The sequence below is a fragment of the Bacillus sp. FSL K6-6540 genome, assembly GCF_038007545.1.
The window spans coordinates 4,052,668-4,073,962 of record NZ_JBBOXH010000001.1 but is presented as its reverse complement, the minus strand read 5'-3'; the positions used below and the strand labels follow the sequence as shown (position 1 = coordinate 4,073,962).

The 21,295-nt window shown below is 48.1% G+C and carries 18 protein-coding genes; 17 read left to right on the top strand and 1 reads right to left on the bottom strand.

The window, feature by feature from the left end; translation table 11 throughout:
• Window positions 1–27 precede the first annotated feature (27 nt).
• The 6 genes from cydD (at window position 28) to MHH82_RS17820 (ending at window position 7,166) form a co-directional block, all read left to right on the top strand.
• Entirely contained in the window at window positions 28–1,848 is a 1,821-nt protein-coding gene (gene cydD / locus MHH82_RS17845) for a thiol reductant ABC exporter subunit CydD (protein ID WP_340967095.1), read from the top strand.
• Window positions 1,845–3,566: a thiol reductant ABC exporter subunit CydC gene (gene cydC / locus MHH82_RS17840; protein WP_340967092.1), complete on the top strand. Its 1,722-nt coding sequence runs from the start codon at window positions 1,845–1,847 to the stop codon at window positions 3,564–3,566. The genes cydD and cydC overlap by 4 nt, the downstream gene beginning before the upstream one ends.
• 436 nt (window positions 3,567–4,002) lie before the next feature.
• A complete protein-coding gene (locus MHH82_RS17835) occupies window positions 4,003–4,908 on the top strand; it encodes a class I SAM-dependent methyltransferase (RefSeq protein ID WP_015735726.1) in 906 nt (301 codons plus the stop codon).
• Between the two features lie 115 nt (window positions 4,909–5,023).
• Complete coding sequence (locus MHH82_RS17830) at window positions 5,024–5,533, top strand: GNAT family N-acetyltransferase (RefSeq protein ID WP_340967090.1); 510 nt, start codon at window positions 5,024–5,026, stop codon at window positions 5,531–5,533.
• 164 nt (window positions 5,534–5,697) lie between these two features.
• Window positions 5,698–6,114 (top strand): VOC family protein, encoded by a 417-nt coding sequence (locus MHH82_RS17825; RefSeq protein WP_036660759.1) that lies wholly within the window; start codon window positions 5,698–5,700, stop codon window positions 6,112–6,114.
• Window positions 6,115–6,284: 170 nt separating this feature from the next.
• Complete coding sequence (locus MHH82_RS17820; RefSeq protein ID WP_340967088.1) at window positions 6,285–7,166, top strand: ADP-ribosylglycohydrolase family protein; 882 nt, start codon at window positions 6,285–6,287, stop codon at window positions 7,164–7,166.
• Here MHH82_RS17820 and MHH82_RS17815 read toward each other — a convergent pair.
• Window positions 7,161–8,045 carry an aminoglycoside phosphotransferase family protein gene (locus tag MHH82_RS17815; RefSeq protein WP_340967086.1) on the bottom strand — a complete coding sequence of 295 codons (885 nt, stop codon included), beginning with the start codon at window positions 8,043–8,045 and terminating at the stop codon, window positions 7,161–7,163. The genes MHH82_RS17820 and MHH82_RS17815 overlap by 6 nt on opposite strands.
• A gap of 375 nt (window positions 8,046–8,420) precedes the next feature.
• Between MHH82_RS17815 and MHH82_RS17810 the strand changes: the two genes are divergently transcribed.
• From MHH82_RS17810 to MHH82_RS17760, 11 genes are all read left to right on the top strand, one after another.
• Complete coding sequence (locus tag MHH82_RS17810; RefSeq protein WP_145038252.1) at window positions 8,421–9,671, top strand: MFS transporter; 1,251 nt, start codon at window positions 8,421–8,423, stop codon at window positions 9,669–9,671.
• A gap of 174 nt (window positions 9,672–9,845) precedes the next feature.
• A complete protein-coding gene (locus tag MHH82_RS17805) occupies window positions 9,846–10,205 on the top strand; it encodes a DUF4181 domain-containing protein (RefSeq protein WP_340967083.1) in 360 nt (119 codons plus the stop codon).
• Window positions 10,206–10,436: 231 nt separating this feature from the next.
• Window positions 10,437–11,222 carry a squalene/phytoene synthase family protein gene (locus MHH82_RS17800; RefSeq protein ID WP_036660753.1) on the top strand — a complete coding sequence of 262 codons (786 nt, stop codon included), beginning with the start codon at window positions 10,437–10,439 and terminating at the stop codon, window positions 11,220–11,222.
• 448 nt (window positions 11,223–11,670) lie between these two features.
• The gene (helD, locus tag MHH82_RS17795) at window positions 11,671–14,097 is read left to right on the top strand and encodes an RNA polymerase recycling motor HelD (protein WP_340967081.1); all 2,427 of its coding nucleotides are present in this window, start codon (window positions 11,671–11,673) and stop codon (window positions 14,095–14,097) included.
• Window positions 14,098–14,407: 310 nt separating this feature from the next.
• Window positions 14,408–15,517, top strand: coding sequence for a hypothetical protein (locus tag MHH82_RS17790; protein ID WP_015735716.1), 1,110 nt, complete (start codon window positions 14,408–14,410; stop codon window positions 15,515–15,517).
• A gap of 78 nt (window positions 15,518–15,595) precedes the next feature.
• The gene (locus MHH82_RS17785) at window positions 15,596–16,189 is read left to right on the top strand and encodes a YdeI/OmpD-associated family protein (RefSeq protein ID WP_015735715.1); all 594 of its coding nucleotides are present in this window, start codon (window positions 15,596–15,598) and stop codon (window positions 16,187–16,189) included.
• A gap of 200 nt (window positions 16,190–16,389) precedes the next feature.
• Complete coding sequence (locus MHH82_RS17780) at window positions 16,390–17,067, top strand: ArsR/SmtB family transcription factor (RefSeq protein WP_340967078.1); 678 nt, start codon at window positions 16,390–16,392, stop codon at window positions 17,065–17,067.
• 145 nt (window positions 17,068–17,212) lie between these two features.
• Entirely contained in the window at window positions 17,213–18,520 is a 1,308-nt protein-coding gene (locus MHH82_RS17775) for an MFS transporter (protein ID WP_145038264.1), read from the top strand.
• 578 nt (window positions 18,521–19,098) lie between these two features.
• On the top strand, window positions 19,099–20,079 hold the full coding sequence (locus MHH82_RS17770; RefSeq protein WP_036660748.1) for an aldo/keto reductase: 981 nt from the start codon (window positions 19,099–19,101) through the stop codon (window positions 20,077–20,079).
• A 56-nt stretch (window positions 20,080–20,135) separates the two neighbouring features.
• Window positions 20,136–20,531 (top strand): MerR family transcriptional regulator, encoded by a 396-nt coding sequence (locus tag MHH82_RS17765; protein WP_222125848.1) that lies wholly within the window; start codon window positions 20,136–20,138, stop codon window positions 20,529–20,531.
• A 103-nt stretch (window positions 20,532–20,634) separates the two neighbouring features.
• Window positions 20,635–21,183, top strand: coding sequence for a TetR/AcrR family transcriptional regulator (locus tag MHH82_RS17760; RefSeq protein ID WP_260871407.1), 549 nt, complete (start codon window positions 20,635–20,637; stop codon window positions 21,181–21,183).
• Window positions 21,184–21,295 lie beyond the last annotated feature (112 nt).

The following is a 21,295-nucleotide window of genomic DNA, read 5'->3' as shown; positions in this document are numbered from 1 at the left end:
GGTCGGCCTTAAAGGAGGGGCGTCATCATGAAGAAAAAAACGGGACTGATCTCCCAGCAAATGTCGGCGCAAAGAAAACCCCTTGTTCTCCTGGGGGGCGTGTCGCTTGCGCTCGGTGCCGCCATCGTGGGCCAGGCCGTGCTGCTCGCGGAATCGGTGGAGAAGATATTTGTGCAGCGTGCTTCGTTGTCGTCGGTTGCCGTCATTCTTGTTATTCTGCTGGGCGTCATGGCTGCGCGTACGCTGCTGTCGTATGGCAATGGACGAATCGGTTTGAAGATGGCTGCCCGGGCCAAAACGGATATGCGGGCGGCCGTGCTGCGAAAGCTGACCAAGGCTTCCATGCCGATGGCGCTTCGCGGGCAAACAGGCGGAAAGGTGAGCGTGGCGCTGGATGCCGTGGATGAGGCGGACAGTTATTTCAGCCAGTATGTGCCGCTAATGATGGAAGCTGCCATCATTCCTATTTTAATCTTAGCCGTTGTATTTACGCAGCATATGAATTCCGGGTTCATTATGCTGGTTACCGCTCCCTTTATCCCGATATTCATGGTATTGGTGGGGCTCAAAACGAAGAACAAATCGGAGGAGAAATTCGCGCAGTTGGCCGAATTTTCCGGCACGTTTCTCGACTCTCTGCAAGGACTCGTATCGCTGAAACTCTTCGGCCGTGCTCGCCATCATCAGCAGGACATCGAACGCAGCAGCCTGGGGTACCGGGATGCGACGATGGACATTTTGCGAATTGCGTTCACCAACACCTTCATGCTGGAATCCATCGTCATGCTCGGCATTGGCATCGTTGCGCTTGAGCTGGCGCTTCAGCTCCTGGTCTTCAAATCGCTTTCCTTCCACACCGCCTTTTTGATCCTGCTGCTGGTGCCCGAGTTTTACAGTTTGTTAAAAAACACGGGAACCGCCTTTCACGGGGGCCGCACCAGTATGGGGGCGATCCGTAAGGTGGAAGAGATGCTTGAGGAAACTCAGGATGAAGAAGCGGCAACCTCTCGACGTGAGGGTACTGATCATAGGGAGGGAACAGGCGAGTTAGATTGGACGACTGCAGTGGACAAGCCAGGGACAGCCGGTGGGGGGTTCATTCAAATGCCCCCGACCATCGAGCTGAGGGACATCCGGTTTCAGTATGCGCCGGATTCCTTCGAGCTTGCGGTGGGTTCCGCATCGTTTGGACCAGGGGAGCATATTGCGATTGTCGGTAAAAGCGGATCCGGCAAAACAACCTTGCTGCATCTCGTGGCCGGGCTGCTGAAGCCGGTATCAGGTGAAGTGCTGGTGAACGGAAGGGCACTTAATTCAGACGATGAGGCTCCATGGTTTGATCATGTCAGCTACATTACCCAGCATCCATATATCTTTGCCGGCACGTTTGCTGAGAATATTGCGATTGGCGCGGGCAGGGATGTCTCTAGAAATGACGTCGAGCAGGCGGCTGAAGCTGCCGGACTTGCTGCGGTTGCAGCCGAGCTCGAGCAGGGCTATGACACCTTCGTCGGCGAAGGGGGCAGGGGGTTGTCAGGCGGCGAGAAGCAGCGGCTTGCGCTGGCGCGCGCTTTTTTGAAGCGGCCTGCCGTCATTTTGTTTGATGAGCCCACGGTGGGATTGGATCTCCACACCGAACGCGTGCTGCAGCTGTCCATTGCCGAGCTTGCAAGCCAAGCGACCATGATTACCGTTGCGCACCGCTTGTATACGATAAAAGATGCCGACAAGATCCTGTTTATGGACAACGGAGCCCTGCTTGGCTGCGGGCGCCATGAAGAGCTTCTTGTTCGGCTGCCGCAATATGCCGAAATGGTGGATGCCCATCGGAAAGGGAGGTTCGCATGAATGAGCTGGCAATTCTAACAAAAGCGATGATTGAGGAACGCAAGGATATTGCCATGGCCATCATCGGCGGATTCGTGGCAGGCATCGCAGGTGTATGTCTCTTTTCACTTAGCGGATATCTCATTTCGCAGACGGTATTTGCTCCGCCGCTTTATACCTTGATTGTGTTGACGTCTCTGGTGAAAATCCTCGGTCTGCTGCGGGCGGCCAGCCGCTATGCAGAACGTTTGTATTCCCATCGGGCGACGTTTTCTCTGCTCAGCCGTTTGCGCACGTCTTTTTTTGCCAAGCTTGTTCCGTTAACGCCAGGGATACTGGGCAAGAAGCGGAGCGGTGAGCTGCTCGCGCGGATCGTAGGGGATGTAGAAAGCTTGCAGCATTATTTTTTGCGCGTTGCTTATCCGCCTATCATCGTTGTTATGGTGTTTTTGGCGACGGTGTTGTTTACTTCCGCTTTCTCGATCTGGATTGCCTGTTTGTTTGTGGCGGGGATGCTGGCAACGGCTTTTGTGGTTCCAGCGCTGGTATTGCTTGGACAGAGAAGAATTCATGGTCGCGTTCGCCGGCAGCGGGCCGCATTTTCCACGGAAGTGACCGAACTGCTCTACGGGTTCCGTGATTTAAAAGTATATGGGCAGCTGAAGCAGCGAGAGAAGCTGCTTCAGCATGCCTCGGCAGTTTTATCAGCGGAGCAGCAGGCATCTGCCGTGCACCTGCTGCGAGGGCAATCGTTGCATACTTTTGTGACGTATCTCATTTCTTGGGGCGTGCTGATTCTCGGTGCTTATCTGATTATGGACGGCTCCCTTGCCGGCGTGTTTCTCGCCATGCTGGTCATGGCTTCGCTTACGGTGTTCGAAGAGGCGGCGCCAATGGCCACGCTGCCGGCTTATAAGCAGGACAGCGAGCACGCGGCCAAGCGGCTCGCGGAAATCGTTCATGCTGCCGATGTGATGTCGCCGCAGCCGAGCGGCATTCTACCCGTCAACGAAGCCGTTTCGGTGGAGCTGCGCGGGGTTTCGTACCAATATGAAGACGAATGGCGTCCTGCACTCCAAAACGTTTCCCTCCAATTTCCCGCTGGTTCCAAAACGGCCATTGTCGGACCGAGCGGGTCTGGGAAAACAACGATCGTCGAATTGCTGCTCAAGCTGCGTACCCCGACAAGCGGCGAGATTCGTTTGCATGATGTTTCGATTCAGGAATTGGATGAAGCGAGCATTTGGCAAGCGTCGAAAGTAGTGCTGCAGCACAGTCATTTCTTCCGGGGAACCATTCGAGACAACCTGCTGCTGGATGCCGAACATCACGACGACCATGAGTTGTCGGCTATACTGGATAAAGTCCAACTGCCGAATCTATCTCTGGACGCTGCGGTATATGAGAAGGGCGAGAACTTGTCCGACGGAGAAAAGCAACGGCTGGCCTTGGCGCGGGCCATGCTCCGGAAAGGGCGTTTGTGGCTTTTGGACGAACCGACGTCTTCACTGGATTACATCACCGAGCAGCGCGTTTACAGTCAATTGCTGGCGCAAGCGCAGGATGATACGCTTATTCTCATATGTCATCGGCTGACCGGCTTGGAAGAAATGGACCGGATCGTGGTCATGGTTCAAGGCAGAATCATGGAAGCAGGCACGTATTCGCAGCTGATGGAGCAAAAGGGCTACTTCTATGAGATGAAACAAATTGAGCGGCAAATGATAGGCGAAGCCTGATCTTGCCATTGAAGTGTCGGGTGAATTTCTACCTTCGCGTCACCGACATATAAGACAAGCAAAATTGATCAACTCCAATTCACTAAGTAAACATCAGAAGCACAGCCGATTTTCCTCCGGAGGAAGATCGGCTGTATAACCTTAACGGAGATTTGATTTCAGACGATTGGTGGAATAGGCGAGCATTTTTTATGAGCGGCTATGTTCAAGCTATGTTGCCAGCGGCAGTGTGCCAACCGCAGATTAATCAAAAAAAGGGCATTGCAAATGGGGGATGAATCATATATTATGGATAACGTAGATCCGTAATCAACTTTTTGTCAGTATGCTGAAACGGGAAGAAATATACTTCTCGTGCGCGACAATTATGGATATTTAATATCCATAATTGTAATACCATGCACCATAAACCATAACGGAAAGCGAGAGGGATGTCTTGAACGATTTTTTTAATGAAGCCATATGGGAACAAGCTTGGAAGGAACATGGCGACAGCGTCATCAACAAAATGAAAAAAGCCGGAATCGAACCGGCCCGAGCATTTGATCATAAGGCCCGGACTTTCAATGAGCAATCATTTAATGAAGAAGGGAGAAAAAGGACTTCGCGCATCATGAACTGGCTTGAAGGGCAAGGCGTTCGATTCGATAATGCCTCCGTTCTGGATATCGGGGCCGCTTCGGGCGTGTTTTCGGTTCCTTTTGCAGAGCGCGGGGCGGATGTAACGGCCGTGGAGTCTTCGCTGCCATTGATCGATCTGCTGAAAGAGAATATAACAAATTTTCCGCAGGATCAGGTGAAGATCGTTCCCGAACGTTTTGAAGATATTGACGTACAGGCCAAAGGCTGGAGCCAGGCGTTCGATCTCGTTTTTCTCTCGATGTGCCCGGTCATCGTGGATTGGCAGAGCGTAGAGAAGGTACTACAATGCGCCCGGGAGTTTTGTTATATCAGTATGCCCGCAGGTTCCACCGAGATCAGCCTGATGAATGAAATCTGGCCGCTCATCACCGATCAGCCTTACCGATCGAAACACATGGAATTCGGGTATTTGCTTCACCTGCTGTATCTTAAAGGATATTCCTACGAGTCCCTTGTGACGCGGGAAACGAAAACGACGGAAGTCTCAAGCGAAGCTGCGCTGCAGGAAATCATGAACTGGCTTCGCGGTCATGGTCAAGTCCCAGATGATCAGAAGCGGAAATTGATAACGGATTATTTGGAGCAAGCGTATCCGTCCGGAAAAGTCACCATCCGGCAGAGTGGGCGTTACGGCAAGGTATTGGTTCGATTGCAGGATGAAAGCATGTACTCGGGAAACGGACTTAAGGCATTATCCTGATAAGTATTCCAATAACAATCTTTCCCGGCTCAACCAACCATTCTTGAACCTGCCGGGGATCGGATGATATGGTAGTAGAGCGTGAACCAACGATCCGGGAGAGGCGGGAAGATGTATGAAACTGAAATTTACACAAGTGAAAACGGCCGAAGAAATCGCAGAGGTTGCCCGACTGGCGGCAGACATTTGGCGCGAATATTACGTATCCATCATTTCTATGGAGCAGATCGAATACATGATCGGCAAATATCAAGCTGTCCCGGCGATTACGGATCAGATCCGGCATCAGGACTACGAATATTACTTGATCCATTCGGCAGACTCCTCCACCGTCGGTTATATGTCGGTCAGACAAGAAGAGGACAAGCTCTTCCTGAGCAAGTTTTACATTAGCAGGGAGCACCGCGGACGCGGCTATGCCAGTCAAGCGATGGCATTCCTGGAAGAGCTGTGTAAAGACCGAAGCTTAAGCCATATTTGGCTGACGGTCAATCGACATAATGAATCCAGTATCGCCGTATATGAGAAAAAAGGCTATCGGACCGTGAGGGAACAAATCGCGGATATCGGGAATGGATACGTGATGGACGATTATATTATGGAAAAGGAAATTTCGGTTTCATAAGGTGCACGGCTTAATATCCATGCTAAAAAAAACGATGCAACCCAAGCCCATTCGCTTGGGTTGCTTTATAAAGGGGATGGCTAGCCTGATTTTCAAGATAGCAATCCATAAGAAACCCATTCTTGGTTGTTTTGCTATGATTGAAAAAAAGGAGTTGATTGAGGATGACAGTCAAACTTACCCCTTATTTAAATATGGAAGGGAATGCAAGGGAAGCTATCCGCTTCTATGAACAAGCTTTAGATGCCGAAGTCCTTTCCATCATTACTTACGGAGACATGCCGGAAATGCCGAACACATACACGGATGCATTAAATCAGCTTGTCGCACATGCGAAGCTGCGGATTGGCGAAGCTGAACTCATGTTCTCGGATGCACCGACCGGCACCTCGATTCCGAAAGGCAAACAGGTCACCATCTGCATTTCAACGAACAGCGTGGAGACATCCAAACGATTTTTTGAAGCCTTGGAGCAAGAGGGTCAAGTGAATATGCCGTTCGAGGAAGCCCCTTTTAGCCCAGGCTTTGGCGATGTAACCGATAAATTCGGCGTGACCTTCCAGATTTATACTGAGGATTAATGCCTTTTCATGAACTGCGAAACTGACTTTAAGTACAAAACCTAGTCCGTTACCAAGGCTGGGTTTACTGCTTTTTACAGAGTATCGCTTGTGTGGGGAAGACATCCGCCTCTATAACTTTGATATAATGCTGCGAGTGGTTTTACACGGACAGAATGTGAGGTGTTTGCATGGACAACAAATATTTAGACCGCATCAAGGGCGGACTATACGGGGTGGCCGTGGGCGACGCTTTGGGCGGGACGACGGAGTTTATGAGTACGCGGGAGATCGAAGCACAGTACGGTTATTTGACGGAAATCATCGGCGGCGGGGTCTGGAATCTGGAACCGGGAGAAGTGACCGACGATACGATGATGACGCTTTGCGTCGCGGCAGGCATTATCGAGAATCCTGCAGAGCCGATGGAAGCGATCGGGCGTTTCTTTATGGAATGGTATCAATCGCGTCCCAAAGACATCGGGAATATCATCCGTCATGTTTTTCAAACCTACGAGGGGGATTGGCTCGAAGCGGCTTTTGTTGCGCATATGGATATGGGGCAAAGCGGGGGGAATGGATCCCTCATGCGCTGCCTGCCGGCGGCTCTGGCCTATAAGGATTCGGCGGACATGGAACGAGTGACGATTCTGCAGTCGAGGATGACGCATTACGATCCAAGGTGCGCCGATGCCTGCCTCATGTACAACCGAATCGCGTGGCGCCTTTTGCAGGGTGAAAACTTAAGGGCTGCCGTCATGGCCGAGGTGGCGGGAAGCGAATACGAACACTTGATTGAAGCCGAGCCCGATTGTCCGGCAAGCGGTTTTGTGGTGCATACCTTCCGCTGGGTACTGCATATTTTGCTCAATACGTCAGATTTTGCAGGAGTCGTACAGAAGGCGGCCAATCTAGGGAATGATTCCGATACGATCGGCGCCATCGCCGGCGGGCTGGCGGGTATTTACTACGGGTATGAAGGCATACCAGCCCGATATGCGGAAGCGATCCTCATCAAAGAGTGGCTCGACAGAACGGTTTCGCAGCTGTATGCGTTGAAAGCATCATCATAAACCGTGCTTTTTATAGTCTCGGATAATGGCATCCATTACATGCTTCCCCCAATTCGAGGCTTCCGAACCATGCTCGTTCCAAGCGAAGGTGATGAGTGCTTTCCACAAGGCCCATCCTCGTGCGCGATGAACGGTGTTATCATCAAAATTCATGCGGTTTAGGAAAATCCGGCGACTGTCGTCGTCAAAAAAGTTCCATGCCATCACGAGGTCGCTTGAAGGATCGCCGACACCCATAGTCCCGAAGTCGATAACGCCGCACAGCCGTCCATCCTTTACGAGCAGATTGCCTACCGCCACATCGCCGTGCAGCCACATCGGTGCGGATTGATATTTTGTCGTAAGGGAGAGTTCCCAAATTTCCGTTAAAAGCGCTTGATCGTATTCGTCGGAAAGCGTTTCGATGATGGATCTGGTCTCATTGTCGTAGACGGCAAGGTTTCCTCCGCGATGAAAATTTTGGATGCCCGCCGGTACGCCGCCGCTTGCGTCGATCGCCTGCAGCTCCTTCAAAAATGCAGCGAGGTCTTCGGCCAATTCGTTAACATCCCGAATGTTGGCATGCGATACGGTTTCGCCTTCAATCCAGCGATTGATCGACCATGGAAGAGGATACTCTTCCGTAGGCTCTCCTTTTGCAACCGGAGCCGGAATGGGCAAGGACAAATGGGGTTTGAAGACCGGGAGCCATGTCAGCTCTTTCTCGACAGCCGAAGCGTAGCGATCGTGACTTGGCAGACGAACGGTCATATCGTTACCCAGCCGATAGGTACGATTATCGTGTCCGCTTTTTTCCACTGGGTTGATGGTTAAATCCTTCCATTGGGGGAATTGACTATGGATTAACCGGCGTACAAGTTCGGTGGTAATTTCAATCATACGTTCAACGCCTCCTGGGGTGAATTTTTAATAAAAGCTGCAGTTGGTTTATTCAATATACACCGTTTCAGATTCTGGATTCCGTTGGCATCCATTCACCGAAGCTGCCGATTGATGCAATCAAGCTTACGGAGTTTATTCAACGAGCTGGCGTGGTACCATCATTATAATTCCCGATTCCGAACAGGTACAAGGGAGAGAATGGATATAAAAAAAAGCTGGAATTGAACGGAATTTAGCGGAACTACATAAGTAAAAATTCAGTCTTAAGTAGGAGGTGAACGATGATGCGGTCCGTATAATTAGATCATGAAAGGAGAGTCATTCCATTACACAAGAAATGCATTTTCATTGACAAATTGGAGGTAGAAAAGATTGACTAGGCACGATAAAAGCACCCAAGCACCAAGCCTGCTTCGCAATCGGTTCCTGCAGACGATTTTATTATCTAGCGTGCTCCTGCAGATCGGGATCTGGGTACGTAATTTTGCGATTCTCCTGTACGTTGCGGATCGAACGAATAATGATCCATATGCGATCTCGTTAATCAGCGTAGCAGAATTCGCTCCTATTTTTGTTTTTTCGTTCATCGGAGGTACATTTGCCGACCGTTGGCGGCCTAAGCGAACAATGATCTGGTGCGACTTGTTATCCGCAGTATCGGTATTCGTTGTCCTTCTGACCATACATTACGGTTCTTGGCATTCCGTCTACCTCGTTGCGTTTATCTCGGCTATCCTTTCACAATTCTCGCAGCCGTCAAGCATGCGTTTGTTTAAGTATCATGTGGCAGAAGAACAACTGCAGCAAGGGATGGCTTTATTCCAATCGTTGATGGCCATCTTCATGGTGCTCGGCCCTATGCTTGGCACCTTCGTTTACAGCACGTTCGGCCTTGAAACATCGATTGCGATCATGGGCGCGGTATTTCTGCTGTCCGCACTCGTCCTTGTTCGTCTGCCGGAGGATAATATGAAGCCGCAGACCATCGCCGCTAAAGGCCAGTTCCGTAGAGATTTCGTTGAGGGCTTCCGCTATGTGTGGCAAAGCCAGGTGCTGCGAATGCTTGGACTCGCGTTTGTTCTCGCGGGACTCGCGGTTGGCGTAGCTCAAGCCCTCAACCTGTTTATCGTAACCGAGCGGCTGGGCAGGAGCGAGGAGTTCCTGCAATATCTGCTGATGGTGAATGGTGCAGCCATGCTGATCGGCGGCGGGATCGTAGCCGTCTTTGCGAAGCGGGTACCGCCGCAATTACTTCTTGCCATAGGCATGCTGTCTGGCGCCGTCTGCACGACAATTGTCGGGTATTCGACGAGCATTCCGCTGACACTGACGGTTCAATTTCTAAATGGGCTCGTGTTCCCTTGCATTCATATCGGGATCAGCACGATGATTCTGAAATGGTCCAATGCTTCCATCGTCGGACGGGTGAACGGGGTTTTGAATCCGATGTTCGTTGGCATGATGGTCATTTCGATGTCTTTCGCCGGCGCGTTAAAGGATGCCTTCTCACTGAGCACGATCTATAGCGGGGCAGGACTATTATTCCTTCTTGGCTCACTGGTCATGGTACCGATCATGAATCAAAAAGCGCCGGATCACGCACATCTTGCACAACAAACCTAAGCTTTAACATTTTCATGCGGAAGAACCGGCCAGGATCATGGCCGGTTTTTTTTCGACATCTTGTGTTCAGCAATACAAATCAAACTTATTCCATAATCATGTAATTGTGGAAAACCTATCATGAAGATGTTAAGCTGATAATGACTGCTACTTTATGAAAGGGGGACCTCATGAATGTTCATCACAATCATGTTGTATGTAATCATCTTCTTTTGCGGCTACGTTTGGATCAAAAAAAAGCTGAAGGTATCCTCCACGTCAGACGGACTGCTATATAAGCATATCAATCGATTTCATTTAATTGGAGAGCTCATCCTTGTAGTCGCTGCCCTCATTGCCATTTTCGTTATGAGATATGTATTGGAATGGAGAGTGTGGGCTCATCAGGATATAATTCTTGTTATTGCTATTCTGCATGCGTTCCGTTCCCTTGTAGAAAGACGCTATATGAAGGATACCAAACAACATTTCCTCAGTGCTTATGCAAGTGTTAGCGGTTTACTGCTCTTTATTGGCCTGGAGCTATTTGCATAACAAGACAAGAAGAACGGAATCCGCTAAACTACTATGGTCGCGCTGTTTGATAGGATAAGATTAAACATGTCTAGAAAGCCGTGGAAACCGCGGCTTTTTTTGTTTTAACGATGTACGTCAGCAAATTTGCTTTAACCATATCTATGTATGTTATCATAGTAATAATTAATATAAAGTTGAGCCTGATACTTGGAGGGAATACTCATTAGTAACGTTACCCTGAATGAAGCGATGATCATGTTAAAGAAGACGAGCCGGACTTTTTATATACCCATAAGTTATTTGGAACTGGGATTAAAGGAGGCTGTTACATCTGCCTATCTATGCATGAGGGCAATTGACGAAATCGAGGACCATAAAGAACTCGCGGACGAATTGAAAGTGAAACTGCTGCTGGGCATTCATGATATATTCAAATCCGAGGATATGATGGTAACCCAAACACAACATTTGCTCTCACCTTACCAAGAAATATTACCGGACGTTACGATGCAGATCGATGACTGGGCGCTTCTTTGTCCGTCATCCGGCGCCCCGATCGTAAATCGTTACATCGCGAAGATGTCGTTACATATGGCGCAGTGGGTTCAAAGCGGGTGGAATATCCACACGGAAGAGGATTTGGACAGATATACTTATAGCGTGGCTGGGATGGTTGGAGAAATGTTATCCGAGCTTTGGCTCTGGCATGACGGGACGCAGTCTGATTCAACCAAAGCAATTGCCTTCGGAAGAGGACTGCAAGCGGTAAATATCCTTCGCAATAGAGAAGAGGATCTTCATCGCGGCGTCGACTTCTACCCGGATGGTTGGGGATTTAAGGAGATGCAGCAATACACACGCCGAAATTTACAAATTGCCGATTCATATATTGCCGATTTGAAGGATGGTCCAGCATTGAAATTTTGCAAAATCCCATTATCCTTAGCTCATGCCACGGTAAATCTCATATCTGCTGGCGGAAGCAAATTAACGAGGGATGCCGTACTGAAAATCGTGAATCGCGTAACCGGCTAATCGCATTGTTCATATGTATACCGGGTATGATAGTAACTTATTCACAGGCAAGTGAATGAACTGCAAGAAATCCGAAAGATCCATATTGAGAAGGCAGCCGACGCGTAATCGGCTGCTTTTTTGTTAAGTACTATTAAATTCCCTCCATGAAACGGACGGATGGATCGTTGGTGAGAAGTGGATACGCGAAGGGACAAGGAATTATGAGGTAGAGCGGAGAAGTTCGTCATATGGAGAAATAAAAAAGCTTGGCCATAAGCCAAGCGACAATAAAAAAATATTGAACATGAAAAAGACGCTATGTTATAATCAATAGCGCAATTGAAAAAAATCAAGTTAACTGGCATTATCATTACTATTCCTAATTTGATTGTACACCAGTGACCTCTGATTTGTCAATGCTCTTTTTTATCCCCATAAAATGGTAAAAGGAGTGTGTCAGAACAACATGGAAGCAAAAGAATGGCAGACAGAACAAGAACGGCTGGAACAGGTCAGGGAAAAGCTGAAAGCAAGGATTGGCGAGTTGGAACCTGTGGTTACCGGGCTAAGCGACCAGGCTGCTGAGATACGCAGACGATTCTGGGAAGAAGTAACGGTCAACACAAGCACGGATGAAGAATTCGAAGAAACATTCTATACGATCAAACAACAGGCCGCGATATTATCCGAACGGGAACGCCGGCAGCGGCTTCTGACCCAGCAATGGAAGAACTTCAATCAGTTGCTGCCTTCTCCCTACTTCGGGCGCGTCGATTTTTTGGAAGACGGCATGAACCTGACCGAGCAGATTTATATCGGCGTATCATCTTTCATCGATGAAGATGGAATGAACTTTCTGGTGTATGATTGGCGTACTCCCATCGCAAGTCTTTACTACGACCACTCCCCAGGCGCGGCCTCATACATCACCCCGATGGGGCAGATTTCGGGTAGGATGGAGCTGAAACGGCAGTATCAGATTCACAACGGTCAAATTCGAAATATGTTTGATGCGAACCTGACGATCGGCGACGAGCTGCTCCAGCAAATGCTAGCCAAAGGCGCAGATTCACAGATGAAAAGCATCGTATCAACCATTCAGCGGGAGCAAAACGCCATCATCCGAAACGATCGCAGCCGGCTTCTGATCGTACAAGGCGCGGCCGGCAGCGGGAAGACCTCTGCGGCCTTGCAGCGCGTGGCGTACTTGCTGTACAAAAACCGCGATTCGCTGAAGGCTGACCAGATTGTTCTTTTCTCGCCGAACCCGATTTTTAACAGCTATGTATCCTCTGTTCTTCCCGAGCTCGGCGAGGAGAACATGCAGCAGACGACGCTGCAGGAATATCTCGAATACTGGCTGGGTCCATCCTTGCGACTGGAGGATCCCTTTGATCAGATCGAATATGTGCTGACCGCACAATCAACCCCGAATTACGAGACACGTCTGCAGGGAATTCAATACAAGGCATCGGAGTCTTTCATGAAAGCCTTGCAGAATTATGCACAGTGGCTGGGCCGGGAAGGGATGCTATTTAAAGGCATTCGATTCCGGGAGCGTGATCTGATTACGGCGGAGCATATGAGGACCCAATTTTACAGCTACGACCCTTCCTTGAGCTTGGCCAATCGGGTTGAGCAGCTACAGAAATGGCTGCTGAAGGAGCTATCGCTACTGGAACGCAAGGAGCTTAAGGCGTCCTGGGTAGTCGAGGAGCTGAGTTACCTCGATACGGAGCTCTATGCGGAAGTGTTCGGCGAGCTGCACAAGGATCGGGAAGTCTTTGACATTGCCGAGCATTACGCCGTAGTGAACGAGATAAAAAGCAATAAACGCCGGGGAGATGAAGGCGACTTTGACTTCGCCGGACGGGAAGAGGAATTGCTCAGCCAGCGGATCGTGAAGAAGAGTTTCAAACCGCTGAGGCAAACCGTGAGGAAATTATCGTTTATCGATGCCCACGGCTTATACGTCCAATTATTCGGCGATGTAGCTGCATATCGGGAAAAAACGAAGGAATCCGATGTCCCTGCTATGTGGCCTGAAATCTGCAAGCAAACCAAAGAAAAGCTGGATCGGCTCGAATTGTTCTATGAGGATGCGACTCCATATTTGTATTTAAAAGAATTGATCGAAGGCGTTCGGACGAACACAGAGATTCGGCATGTCTTCGTCGATGAGGGACAGGATTACTCGCCGTTTCAATACGAGTATATCAAGAAACTATTCCCTCGTGCCCGCATGACGGTACTCGGCGATTTCGGGCAGGCGATCTTCATGCAGTCCACAAAGCTGCAAGGGGACGATTCGCCTCTGCTTCGGCTTTATGGTGAAGCCGATACAAGCTTGATTCGTCTAGTGCGCAGTTATCGTTCTACACGGGAGATCGTGGAATTCACGAAAGAACTGCTTATCGATGAGTCGGACATCGTACCCTTTGAGAGGAGCGGACCGAAGCCTGTTCTTGCTAGGTTTGAAGGCAGAGAGAGACGTGATGCGCAGTTGCTGAAGGACATCGCGGCACTTAAAGCCGACGGCATCGACTCTATTGCCATCATTACGAAGACTGCGGCCGAAAGCCGACAAGCATTGGAATCATTACAGATGCAGGGATGCGAAGCCTTGCAGCTCATTACGAAGGAGACCGTCACCTATCAAAACGGGGTGATGGTTGTCCCCGTATATCTCGCAAAGGGCATCGAGTTCGATGCGGTCTTGGTCTATGATGCTTCGTCAGAAGCCTACGGCAGGGAAAATGAACGCAAGCTTCTTTATACGGCCTGTACGCGGGCCATGCACCGACTGTATCTTTACGCGACTAGCGAGTGGTCTCCGTTCGTGCAAGCAGTGCCTGAGCATTTGTATAAGAAAACAACAAAATTTGCTCTTTAACCAGGCTATTAGACCATCTAGAATACGATGAGCGCAGTAGAAATAGGTAAGGGAGCAACGCAAGCCCTTTACTCAAAACCAAACCGATCGGAGCCGAAGGGACGATGCAGCCTCCGCTCATCGTGAATCGTCTCCGAATTGCTCGTATGTCAATAACCTTGGCCTTTAAGTCGGCCAAGGTTATTTTTTTGTTATGACAATCAAGCAAAAAAAGATTGTGAATAATCACTGTAGGGCAAGAGGACAAAAAAGGTGAAATTTAGCTTTGTGTCGAATTGCTTGTCAATCATAATGTAAAAAGGAGCCCAAAATGGTTGATAAAGAATATTATTTGAAATTAAGTAAGGAAGCGCAAGATAATTATAAATTTTATAAAGAAGAGGCTGAGTCTTCAATTTGTAGGAGAGAATATACCATAAGCAAACGTTATGATATTTCTCCGTATTGGTATGGGCGACAAAGTACGGTTCCAGGGGAAATTACTGAAGAGGAGACGGACACTTATTATGAATTCGATAATCATGATAGACTTCGCATTTCAGCTTGTGATGAATTAATTGATGGATACGCTTATACCGTCTACGAAGAAAACCGAATCATCACTAGATTATATGTCCGTGGAGTATTGGACTCTATAAAGGAATATTTGATATACGATGGTTTTATCAAGCGATGCATAGAATATTCTGCTCGGAATGATAAATTACAGTACGAAGATTACATATATGAGGGTGAACGGTTGATCCAAGTATATCAGCCTCAATACGAAAGTAATTCAGGTTACTTTGAACACTTAGTTCGAACCTATTTTGAGTATGATGAGAAAGGCATTCTCAGTCGAGTATTAGATGGCACAAAAGGTGTAATTTATGTGATGATGTTGGCTGAAGAGGTGGCGCTTCTCCGAGAGGAAGTTAAAAAAGGACTAATAGCAGCTTTAAGAGAGATAATTGGTAATGTGTCCCGAGTATTAGTAGATAGAAGCTGTTGTTTTCTTGCCATCTTTCTACATGATGAAGCTCATACGGTATACTCGCCGATTTTCCAACCTGGCTTGCAAAATATACGAGATGAGCAAGTGGATAACAAAAAGGACTATGAGACCATCTGGAATTCGGGAGAGCATCCTGTGAAGTACCAACAAGAACTTACAGATCAAGAACTAATTCAGAAACTTAGAAATCTGATTATGTTTTGGCGTAATACAGATGATTGGTGGGAGGAAGGTATGAAGTTGTGGCAGGAAGTGGCCTATTCATTAAATGAAACGAATTGGTCCGAAAACTTCATACTTGCTGAAGACTTTATTGTGTTTGTCGATCGTGAGGGCTTGGATGTAACAAATGGCGAACTTGAAAAAAGTATACCTCTAGTGAAATTAGAGTTACTTAGATCAAAGGGGCTTGTGCCAGTCCATTAGAATCCATATTGTACTGATCAGATATATCGAACCGCAAACGAGAAAGCCAGAACCACCAAAAGCAGAGGAGGCACCTTTATGACAAGAGGTGAAAGGAATACAAAGATTGATCCGTATTTTAATAAGCTTAAAAAGTGGAAGGAAGAGTTCGGGCTATTGAGAGAAATTGCGCTGGACTGCGGGCTGACCGAGGATTTTAAGTGGATGCATCCTTGTTACACGTTCGACGGTAAAAACATCGTGTTGATCCACGGTTTTAAGGATTACTGTGCGCTTCTGTTTCACAAAGGCGCATTATTAAAAGATCCCCATGGGATCCTGATCCAGCAAACGGAGAACGTTCAGGCCGCACGCCAGATTCGGTTTACCAGTGCTCAAGATATAGATGAAATGCAACTGATCGTGAGAGCCTATATTACGGAAGCCATTGAAGTGGAGAAAGCCGGTCTGCAAGTAAATTTTAAAAAGAATACGGATTACACCATACCTGAAGAGCTGGAAAATAAATTCGAGGAAATGCCTAACCTAAAAGAGGCTTTTGAAGCATTGACGCCAGGTCGGCAAAGAGCGTACATTCTGCATTTCTCCGCACCCAAGCAAGCCAAAACACGAGAGTCCAGGGTTGAAAAATATATCCCGCATATCCTGAATGGAAAGGGATTAAACGATTAGTTGTTTTTACATATTGGGGATTACACGCTGCGCTAACCGCGTAGTTCTTCTAAACAAGAATACACGCCAAGGTAACAGGCTGTTGGTTCATTCAACCGGCAGCCTGTTTTCTTTGCCAAAAGAATATTGACGTAAGACAGAATGCCACTTAAACTATTCAATATATCAATTGAATAGTTTATTACAGGGGGGTTGAATCGATGAACGAAAGAGAGCTTAAAGACGAATTATACAAGGAATATACACGAATTGGAAAATGCCTCTCCAGCCCAAAACGTTTAGAAATTCTGGATGTTTTGACACAAGGACCAAAATCCGTAGAAGTTATATCGAAAATCACATCCATGTCTATAGCGAATGTCTCTCAACACTTGCAGACCCTCCATCATGCCAAACTAGTCGATTATAAGAAACGAGGGAATTTCGTTATTTATGAAATCGCTGATCCTGCAGTCTTGCACTTTTTAGATTCTCTGTATGGTTTATCTGAAAAACAACTTATTGAAGTCCAGCATATTAAAAATGAATTCCTGGGTCAGCTATCGGATATAGAAGAAGTATCGTTTGAAGAACTCATGAGCCGCATGGAAGCAGGGGAAGTAACGCTGATCGATGTTCGTCCACAGGACGAATATGAAGCTGCTCATATTCCTGGCGCTATCTCGATACCTATAGAAGAGCTGGCCGAACAGCTACATGCGTTGCCGGCAAAGGCCAAAGTCGTAGCCTATTGCCGGGGTCCTCACTGTTTAATGTCTATCAAAGCCATCGAGATACTAAAGTCCAAAGGAATCGATGCGGCTCGCTTAAGCAAGAGGGTTCAGGACTGGGAAGCATTTACGAATAAGCGAAACAGCGAAGAGCAGGCCATTTCGTGAAACAAGTTTCCAATTTATCAATTCACCCAATCATGAAGGTATACGACGACGAATTGGAGAGCTTAAGGTCTGTGGAACCGGCCGCGATTCAAGGAAATCAGACGGGCAACTTCATATCGTATTTCTACGGAAGGATGTCATTTGAATGTATTCGAAAAAAGACATGACGAAGCTGCCGGCTTCGCTGCAAGGCTATGTGGATTCACCCGAAAAACAACGTAAATTGTACCGGCGGACACTAAACATCGTTGTTGTTTCACAAATTTTCGGGGGCGCTGGTCTTGCGGCAGGCATTACCGTAGGGGCGCTTTTGGCTCAGGATATGCTGGGAACCGACAACTTTACGGGTATACCAACGGCACTGTTTACGTTAGGCTCAGCAGGTGCGGCCTTGCTGGTTGGCCGTCTTTCCCAGCGATATGGACGCAGTTTGGGATTGGGACTCGGTTTTCTGGCGGGAGGCATAGGAGCGATTGGAGTCGTGTTAGCAGCCGTGTTGAATAGCCTGACTCTGCTCTTAATCTCACTATTGATATATGGTGCAGGCACCGCAACGAATTTGCAGGCACGCTATGCCGGGACGGACCTGGCCAACTCTAAGCAACGAGCAACCGCCGCCAGTACGGCCATGGTATTCACTACCTTTGGTGCAGTAGCAGGCCCGAATTTAGTCAATGTCACTGGCGATTTCGCCCTGTCGGTGGGGATACCGAGTTTGGCCGGACCCTTTTTATTGGCAGCTGCGGCATATATTCTCGCAGGCATCGTTTTGCTAATTTTTCTACGTCCCGATCCTTTGCTGGTAGCGAATGCTATAGCCATGCAGGGAAATTCGGATGAGCATGCCGGTTCTGCAAAAGAAATGGGTACTGCAGGATCAGGAAAGCGTGGAATCGCAATCGGCGCTGTGGTTATGATCTTAACGCAAATTATAATGGTAGCTATTATGACCATGACGCCCGTACATATGAGACATCATGGTCATGGACTAAGCGAAGTGGGGCTTGTCATTGGTTTTCATATCGGATCGATGTATCTTCCATCCCTGATAACCGGTATCCTGGTCGATAAAATCGGACGTAAGGCAATGGCAATGGCTTCTGGAGTTACGCTTTTGCTTGCAGGGGTCATTGCCGCCATGGCACCGGCTGATTCCATGACCGTATTGATTGTCGCCCTATCTCTTCTAGGGTTGGGATGGAATTTTGGCTTGATCAGCGGAACGGCATTGATCGTAGATGCAACAACCTCAACAAACCGCGCGAAAGTGCAAGGGTCTGTTGACGTATTGATTGCCCTCGCGGGGGCATCAGGTGGGGCCCTTTCAGGTATGGTGGTTGCTCATTCCAGTTATGCCACACTTTCCTTTGCCGGGAGCATACTCGCCCTGCTGCTGATCCCGGTTATGCTATGGCAAGGTCAGGATAAAAACGAAAAATCCATCTCTTTCTAACGCGAACCCGACTCTACCATGTAGAGTCGGAGGCGATGGCTTTTCCTTATACGTATTTGAAAAGTTCAGTTTTGACGCTGCCGAAGGACACCTGTTTCTAAGCGACAATCCGGAATACGAGGTCACCATTGAAGCACTGCCTGCCAATTATGACCTGACGCAGCTTGAGACGGCAGGAAGGAAAGAACTGGAGGCGTCCGGCGAAGTTTCCGATTACAGTGGAGAACTCGTCGAGCATCCGCTGGGCTCCGCCGAGCTATACCTTCAAGCCTCAAGCGATAAAGGGATTAACGATTATATCGTATGGAAGTCTGAAACGGGTGACGCATTTCTGTTCCGTCTTCACAATCCAAAAGGCGAGGAGGCTTCGGACTTTGCCAGTCCTGTCCTCGTTTCGTTATCTACGGTTCAAAGCGATTCGTAAGCTAGCAATACACAATCATGCAAAGGAAACTCCGTGATGAACGCGGAGTTTTTGTTTTTGCAGGTTAGAGTCAAACGGAACATCATGAGTGTTTATTGCGTATTGACCTGGAGTTAACTCCAAGTGATAAACTTAAGTCTAAGGAGGGATTATGATGGAGTATGTGAAACTAGGGAACACCGGTCTCGATGTTTCCCGCATCTGTCTTGGGTGCATGGGATTTGGCGTAGCAGAGCGCTGGGTGCATCAATGGGTGTTAAATGAAGAGAGCAGCCGTCCTATTATTAAAAAGGCATTGGAGCTTGGCATCAATTTCTTTGATACGGCGAATGTCTACTCGGACGGTACAAGCGAGGAAATTGTCGGCCGCGCCTTGAAAGAATATGCGAATCGCGACGAAATCGTCCTGGCGACAAAGGTTCATTTCCGTATGCACGAGGGCCCCAATGGGATGGGGCTGTCCCGGAAGGCAATCATGAGCGAAATCGACAAGAGCCTCAAGCGGCTGGGTACCGATTATGTCGATCTGTACCAGATTCATCGATGGGATTATGATACGCCTATCGAAGAAACGATGGAGGCCCTTCATGATGTGGTGAAAGCCGGAAAGGTTCGCTACATCGGAGCTTCAGCCATGTATGCATGGCAGTTTCTCAAGGCCCAGCATACCGCTGAAAAGAATGGCTGGACCCGGTTCGTTTCGATGCAGAACCATTACAACCTCATTTACCGCGAAGAAGAGCGCGAAATGCTGCCGTTGTGCCAATCCGAAAAAATCGGCGTGATCCCCTACAGCCCACTAGCATCGGGAAGATTGACGCGAGACTGGTCGGAGACGACGCAGCGTTCCGAAACGGACATGGTTCAGAAATCCAAGTATGATGCCACGGCGGATGCCGATCGGATCATTGTGGAACGGCTTGCAGGCATTTCGAATGAGCGGGGCATTCCGCGCGTTCAAGTTGCGCTCGCCTGGCTGCTGCAGAAAGAACCGATCACGGCTCCCATTGTCGGCGCGACCAAAATATCACACTTGGAGGATGCCGCAGCCGCGCTTACGGTCAAACTCACGCCGGAGGAGATGGCCTCCCTGGAAGAGCCGTACATACCTCACCGGGTTGTGGGCGCCTTATAGCTTTAACAACTGACTTATTCAGGAAAAGGTATTGAACAGAGAAGGTGAATCAAGACATGACGGTGACGATTAAAGAAATCAGCGAAAGGTTTGGGCTTTCCCAGGATACCCTGCGCTATTATGAGCGAATTGGGTTGATTCCGCCAGTAAACCGGAACAAAAATGGTATCAGGGATTATTCGGAGGAAGACATCAAATGGGTTGATTTTGTTAAATGCATGCGTCAAGGCGCGGGGCTTCCGGTCGAGGTACTGATCGAGTATGTTTCGCTTTTTCAACAAGGCGACGACACGCTTGAAACGCGAAAGGGATTGTTGATTGAACAGCGCAATCGACTGGGGGACAAAATCGAAGAAATGACGAACACACTGGAACGCTTGAACGATAAAATCGCAAGATATGAACAGACCATCATGAAAAAAGAAAATGCACTCAGGAAGCAGGCAGACTAACTTATCAAAAACCGGGTTTCGGGAGGAGTTCCCGGCCCGGTTTCTTGATTATAAACGAATGATCGTTTATTATTGTTTCATGAGACATAGAGACGATAACAAAGTGGAAGCCATTTTTGACGCGACGATTCAATTAGTGAATGAGATTGGGTTTGCGGAAACGTCGATATCCAAAATAGCTAAGAAGGCTAATGTATCGGCTGCAACGATCTATATTTATCATGAGAATAAGGAGGATCTGCTGCTTAAAACTTACTTAAAGGTGAAGGGCAAGATGAGTAAGAGCATGTTACAGGGATTCGATGATACGCGATCGGTTAAAGAACGCTTTGAATCGATCATCCGGAAGTATGTTGAGTTTATACATACGCACAAAGACTATTTTCTATTTTTAGAGCAAATCATGAATTCTCCATTGCCCCAGAAATGGTGTTTGGACGAGACCGCAAGCCTGTTCCAACCCATTTTCGAGATGTTTGAAACGGGAAAGAAACAGAACATATTGAAAGCGGAAGATGTGGATATGTTGATCGTTTATTCGATTTTACCCGTAGCCGAATTGGCGAAATCACATCTGAAGAACGGAACCCGATTTGGTGATCGGGAAATGGAAGCAGCTATAGTTATGAGCTGGGATGCTGTGAAAGCTTAAATGTAAGAAGGAGCATTACAATTTATGTAATCCGATTCTTTTATCTTAGACTAGATTGGACAAATCGAGGTAGAACCCTATGACCATTTTTTTAATATGCGCTGCTTTAATC